Source organism: Pseudoalteromonas sp. M8 (assembly GCF_018141365.1).
Lineage (GTDB): Bacteria > Pseudomonadota > Gammaproteobacteria > Enterobacterales > Alteromonadaceae > Pseudoalteromonas.
In genome coordinates, this window is the sequence record NZ_CP047240.1 from 170,889 (window position 1) to 177,546 (window position 6,658).

Genomic DNA, 6,658 nt, shown 5'->3' on the forward strand with positions numbered 1-6,658 from the left:
GAGTATGATAATGGTGAAGGAATTAATTAATGATGCTGCGTCGGCAGGGGTTTTTCTCTCATTAGATGAAGCAGGACAGTTGAAATATGAACTATCTGTAGATGAGTTTCCAGAACAGCTAAAGCAAAAAATTATTCAAAATAAAAATGAAATCATTGCCTTTTTTGAAGGATTATCAAGTTTAAATTCAAGTCCCGGTTACAGTACTCAAGATGCTATCGAGAAAGCATCTGAGGCATCGGTATCTTTCGCCCAACAGCGCTTTTGGTTGATTGATAATATTGAAGGCGGAAGCGCCCACTATAACATGCCAGGTGCTTTTCAGTTAGAGGGTGAAATAGATTTACACGCTATTGAACGGGCGTTTGTAGAAGTTATACAGCGACATGAAGTACTACGCACAACATACCATGAACTAGATGGTCAAGTTACTTTGCAGGTCCACGATATTGAAAGTTTCCCTATCAAGCAAACCTCTATCGAGCATTTAAGTGCGGAGCTGGTAAATAAAAAGCTCACTGAACTGCTCAGCCTAGAGGCATCTAGAAGTTTTGATTTAGAAAATGATCTTATGATCCGTTGTCATCTCATCAAGCTCTCCAATAACAAATATGTTGTTGGGGTGAACATGCATCATATTGCCTCTGATGGTTGGTCGTTAGGGATCTTAATAAACGAATTTGTAGAGTGCTATAGTGCAGTGCTCGAACATCGTGATGTAAGCTTACCTGAATTGCCTATCCAATATTCAGACTTTGCGGTGTGGCAGAAGGCACAGTTGCGCGGAACGTTACTAGATCAACTCGGTAGCTACTGGAAAACGCAGCTTGCAGACATACCTATGGCGCATAGCTTGCCACTTGATAAACCGAGACCACAAAGACCGGATAACCAAGGTACGACATTTAGTATTCAACTTCCCGCATCACAAAGTAAGGCTTTGAAAACATTCTGTGTTGAGCAAAATGCATCACTTTTTGCCGGAGTTCATGCGCTTTTCGCTGCATTGATGTCTCGCTACAGTAATGAAAATGATGTTGTTATAGGAACCCCTGTCGCGGGAAGGGATAATGCTGAGCTTGCAAGACTAATTGGGTTGTTTGTCAATACTCTTGTTTTACGAACTATCAACCCTGCCAAATTAAGTTTAGTTAAGGCGCTAGAAGTAAGCCGGAACACCATATTTGAAGCCTTTGAGCACCAAGCTATTCCCTTTGAGAACTTAGTTGAAATTCTAAATATCGAAAGAAGCCCTGCATATCATCCTATATTTCAGGTTATGTTGGCGATGCAAAATAATGATCAGGAGGCACTCAAGCTGCCTAATTTGGCATTGAGTAACGTGGAACAGCCAATAACCACGACGAAGTTTGATTTAACAGTGCATGTGAGAGAAGTTGGTGAGCAGATAGAGTTCACATGGGAGTATGCAACAGCGTTATTCAATGATGATACGATTAAAGTGATGGCAGGGCATTTTAACCAGCTAATCACTCAAGCGGTAGCTAACCCCAACGCCTCACTAGATACAATGCCTTTGCTGACAGCATCTGAGTACGAGACAGTTGTAAATAAATGGAATGCGACTTCTGTTGCTTATCTTGAAGACCTGTGTATGCATGAATTGTTTATACAGCAAGCACTAAAAACTCCAGCTGCCATAGCACTCGTAGACTCTCAAGGGAGATGACCTATTTTGATTTGCTAAGACATGCTTTGCTCGTTGCGAGCAAGCTATCTGGGCAGATTACTGTCGAGGAGCTGGTTGCTGTAAGAGCTGAAAAAGGTAGAGCGCAGGTCATTGCCACATTAGCTATTTTGATTGCAGGAGGGGCATATTTGCCTCTTGAAACCAGCTGGCCGGTTGAAAGGTGTCGCGATATTTTAGTGCAGGCACAGGTAAAAGTCTGTTTAGTTGATAGTCAACAGCAGTTATTATCATCAGAAGAGTATCAATATATCGACTTGAGCCGCATCGACAACACAGGTATTTCTACCAAAGAGGTTATTGCATACTTTGAAAATTATCGAGCTCCGCAACAGATAAATCAGTTGGCCTATGTCATTTTCACATCAGGTTCAACAGGTGTACCTAAAGGGGTAGCGATTGAACATCAAGCAGTAGTTAACACTTTACTTGATATCAACAGTAAATATGAGGTTACGCATAAGGATAAAGTTTTATGTGTATCTGCATTGAGCTTCGACCTGTCTGTATATGATATTTTTGGTATGTTAGCGGTCGGTGGAGTGCTAGTCTTTCCAGCTCCTGAATTGGCGAAAGACCCTCATCATTGGCTTGACATGCTGGAAAAGCATGAAATAACAGTTTGGAATACAGTACCCTTATCTATGGGACTAATCACTGAGTTACTCGAAGCTGATAACCGACAAGATATTGCGCCTTTACGTATCGTGTTGATGAGTGGAGATTGGATCCCAACCTCATTACCTAAGCGTATATGGCGTCGCTTTAGGAATGCAAAACTCTTTAGTCTTGGAGGAGCAACGGAGGGGTCGATTTGGTCGATTCATTACCCCATTACTGAGGATTTGAGCGATCGTCGAAGTGTGCCATACGGTAAGCCTTTAGGTAATCAAGCATTCTATATACTTAATTCGCAGCTCCAACACTGTCCTACCGGTGTGACGGGGGAGTTGTTTATCGGCGGAAAAGGTGTTGCTCGTGAATACTACAATGCGAGTGAAATCACCGAAAAGCATTTCTTATACCATCCTGAATTACAACAAAAAATCTATCGAACAGGTGATTTAGGACGTTATTTACCAGACGGTAACATTGAGTTTGTAGGTCGCTTAGATAATCAACTAAAGGTTAGGGGATTCCGAGTTGAGATAGGTGATATTGAAAGTCAGTTGCTTGCTCATCCAAAAGTTGAAGGTGCGCATGTCGTAGCTGTACCAGACAAGTCAAAAAACATTCAGTTAGTTGCATACGTTGTAATGACAGAAGAGTGGAAGCCATCACGTATTCGCGAGTATCTGTTCGGTACCTTACCTGATTATATGGTGCCAAGTGCAATTATGTTGTTGCCAAGCTTCCCGTTGACCGCAAATGGGAAGCTTGACCGCAAAGCTTTACCTGAACCTGACTTTAGCCAAGCACTCGCTGAGTATGAAGCTCCCAAAAATAAAATTGAAGCCCTATTGTGTGAGCTTTTTGCAGAATGTTTGGGATTGGAAAAAGTAGGAAGGAAAGATAACTTCTTTTCTCTTGGTGGGCATTCTGTTTTAGGTATGGAGCTGATCTCAAAAGCTAAGCGTAAAGGCATCATTATAGAAGCTCGCCACTTGTTTTCCGTAAATACGTTAGCAGAGTTAGCGGATGTAGTGAGCGTAAATGAAGGTGAAAAGCGGCTGTATCAAGCGCCTAAGAACAAGGAGTTGCAAGATGGAGAAAGTCTTAAACCCGAACATTTGACACTTGTAAACCTTTCTAACAGTGAGCTCGAAAGTATTGCGAAGCTAGTTCCTAAAGGAATTGATAATATTCAGGACATCTATCCACTGAGCCCTGTTCAAGAAGGGTTTCTATTCCACTATATGCTTGGCGCTGACGTGGATCCTTATATTCTAAATTCTGTCATCGAATTACCACAAACAACTTCTTTATCAACGTTGCAGCAGGCCTTTGAGGTCATTCTATTAAGGCATGATGTACTAAGAACGCAAGTTCAGTGGCAAGGCGTTGCTGAACCTGTGCAAGTTGTATGTAAAGAAGTTGAATTCGTTGTGGATGAATGGGAGTTCAGTTGCGATGACGATGATACCGACGTTTTAGAAGTGATAGCACCGTCGTTACGCTCAAAGATGACAATTAGCCAAGCACCTTTAGTAAATATAACCTTGGCAAGAAATTCAACGACTACAAAGTCTTATTTAGTTATTCAGTGCCATCACCTTATCGTAGATCACGCTGGTTTAGAGATGATTGGTCAAGAGCTTGCTGCAATTTTAAATGGGCAAGAATTAAAAGCGCCTGCGCATCAGTTTAGAGAGCAAATAGCGTTTATTAAGGAACACTGTGACTTAGAAGCGGCAAAGGCATTTTATAAAGATTACTTAAATGATGTAACGCAAGGTTGTTATCCATTTAACTTGTCGAGTGTCCATGGTGATGGTAGCGATGTTGTTCAGTTGAATCATGATTTATCTGAAAAATTGAGTGCAGAAATCAGAGCATTATCTCGAGCATATCGTGTATCTCCCGCTATTCTATTCCACATGGCTTTATCTCTAACAATCTCTATTGCAAGTGCTAGTAGTCGAGTGATATTCGGGACGGTGATGTCGGGTAGGCTTGATGGTGTAAGTGGGGTTGATAAAGTGATGGGGACGATGATAAATACTGTCCCACTACACTTAGAACTTAAGAACCAGAGTGCCGAAATGCTGTTGCGAAAAACGGAAGCATGCTTAAATGAACTCGTTTTATTTGAGCATGTACCTTTGGCTATAGCGCAGCAACAGAGTGGGTTAACTTCGGATACTCCTTTGTTTAGTTCGCTATTTAATTATAGACGGTCAAAATCTGAGAGTGCAGTGCAAAGTACTTTAGGTCTGCGTAGCTTATCCCTGAAGGAAACAACGAACTACCCTTTGGTTGTCTCAGTTGATGATTTCAATGATAAGAAGTCGTTCACCGTTGAAGTTAAAGCGATGGGAGAGTACGCCTCAAGAGTGCAAAATATTTTTGCATCTGCGATGGCAAGTATTTGCTCGGCGCTAGTATCTGGTCATGCTGGAGAAGTTACGAAGCTAGCTTGCTTACCTAGTAGTGAGCTTCCCAAAATAACATCTAAAACGGGGTGGCCTAAGAGCTGTAAAGAAATACCCTTAGCGCACAACCTGTTTGAAGCGACTGCCGTTCAGACGCCTGATGTGGATGCAGTGGTTACAACGCAAAATACACTGTCTTTCGCTGAGCTTAATAAATCGGCGAATCAGTTAGCAAATTACTTACGCCAAACTCATGGTGTTAAAGAAAACAAATTTGTCGGTATTGTCGTCAATCGTTCACAGAGCTATGTCGTTGCAGTTCTAGCTGTCTTGAAATGTGGTGCAGCCTTTGTACCCATTGATCCAAGTTACCCAACAGAGCGAGTGAGCTACATATGTGACCAAGCTAATGTGACAGTTGTTCTAGGTGATCATGACGAGCTGTCAAAAAAGGTCAGCGCACCTTTTGCTAACTTGGATTTATGCATCGAGGAGGCTACAAGCTATACCTCAGAACCACAACCAACGACTATTGATGCCAAAAGTGCAGCTTATGTGATTTTCACTTCGGGCTCTACTGGTCGGCCTAAGGGAGTCGTTGTAAGTCACCAAAATTTGGTAAACCATAGTACAGCACTAAAGGCAGACATTCTGGAAGCAACCGGAGCGAGTCGCTGGGGCTGGACACTATCAGGTGCATTTGATGGGGCGATGAAGGGTATATCTGCTTTATTAAACGGTATTTCACTTTGTATGGTGTCCGAACAAGCTAGGTATAACCCTAGCATATTGTGTTCAGAGCTACAGTTACTAAAGGCTGATATTGTAGATAGTACTCCTGTGATGATAAATGAAATCTTCAGGCTAGCTGAAATACCTCAAGTAAATTGGCTTATCGGAGGGGATGCAATTGATCCTGTGATGTGGAATAAAGTAGCCAAGTATCAGCAATCTATAGCAAGAAAAGCCTTTAATATGTATGGTCCAACTGAATGTAGCATCAACACTTGTTGGGGAGAAATAACAACAAACTCAAGCCCTCATATTGGCTCACCCATACTCAATGTAAATCTATCGATATTAGACAATGAAATGAGAGCTGTACCAGCAGGGGTTGTAGGCGAGCTTTACATTAGCGGATTTGGGGTGGCTAAAGGTTATATTAACTCGGTAGATGACGAAGCATTTCTAAGCCAAAGTGTATGTGCTGAAGCAGGCCTGGAATGGCCAGTATATCGCAGTGGCGACCTTGTGAAAGCGAGCGTTGATGGGGTATTGCAGTTTGTCGGAAGGAAAGACTCACAGGTTAAAATAAGAGGCTACCGAATCGATTTAAATGAAGTGGAAGCTGCCATTTTAGCGTGTAACATCGAATTAGCTGCGGTTACGACACACGAAGATACGCTCGGAGGGACTCAGTTACTTGCTTTTTATGAATCATCCGATATATCCGAGCAAGAGCTAAAAGAGCGCTTACGCGAGATGATCCCTTCTTATATGCTTCCAAGCGTTATTCAAAAACTTGAGCAAATGCCAATCAATAGCAATGGAAAGATAGATCGGAAAGCCTTGCCCAAGGTGGGAGAAGTCAATTCAACAGTAGTTTATGTTGCCCCCGACACAGAAATTGAAAGCAGTCTCTGTAAGCAGTGGGAAACTCTTTTGGGAGTAGAAAAAATTAGTGTTGAAGCGAGCTTCTTCGACTCTGGTGGCCACTCAATCTTAGCAACAAGATTTGCTAGTTTCGTTGAGCAAGAGTTTAAAGTGCAGTTACCGCTCTCTATGCTTTTTGAAAGTGCCACGGTGCGGACAATTGCTTCCTATATTGAGTCTATTCAATTGAGTAGAGGGGAAGTTTCTCTCAAAGAAGACGAAGAAGAGTTCTTTTTATAAGAACGTGTATTGAATCGTACAACAA

2 protein-coding genes are annotated in these 6,658 nt (G+C 42.1%); both read left to right on the forward strand.

Annotated elements, in window-relative coordinates:
* Positions 1-10 precede the first annotated feature (10 nt).
* Positions 11-1,690 carry a condensation domain-containing protein gene (locus tag GSF13_RS05955; RefSeq protein ID WP_211867497.1) on the forward strand — a complete coding sequence of 560 codons (1,680 nt, stop codon included), beginning with the start codon at positions 11-13 and terminating at the stop codon, positions 1,688-1,690.
* Positions 1,687-6,633, forward strand: coding sequence for a non-ribosomal peptide synthetase (locus GSF13_RS05960; RefSeq protein WP_211867500.1), 4,947 nt, complete (start codon positions 1,687-1,689; stop codon positions 6,631-6,633). Before GSF13_RS05955 ends, GSF13_RS05960 begins: the two co-directional genes overlap by 4 nt.
* Positions 6,634-6,658: the final 25 nt, after the last annotated feature.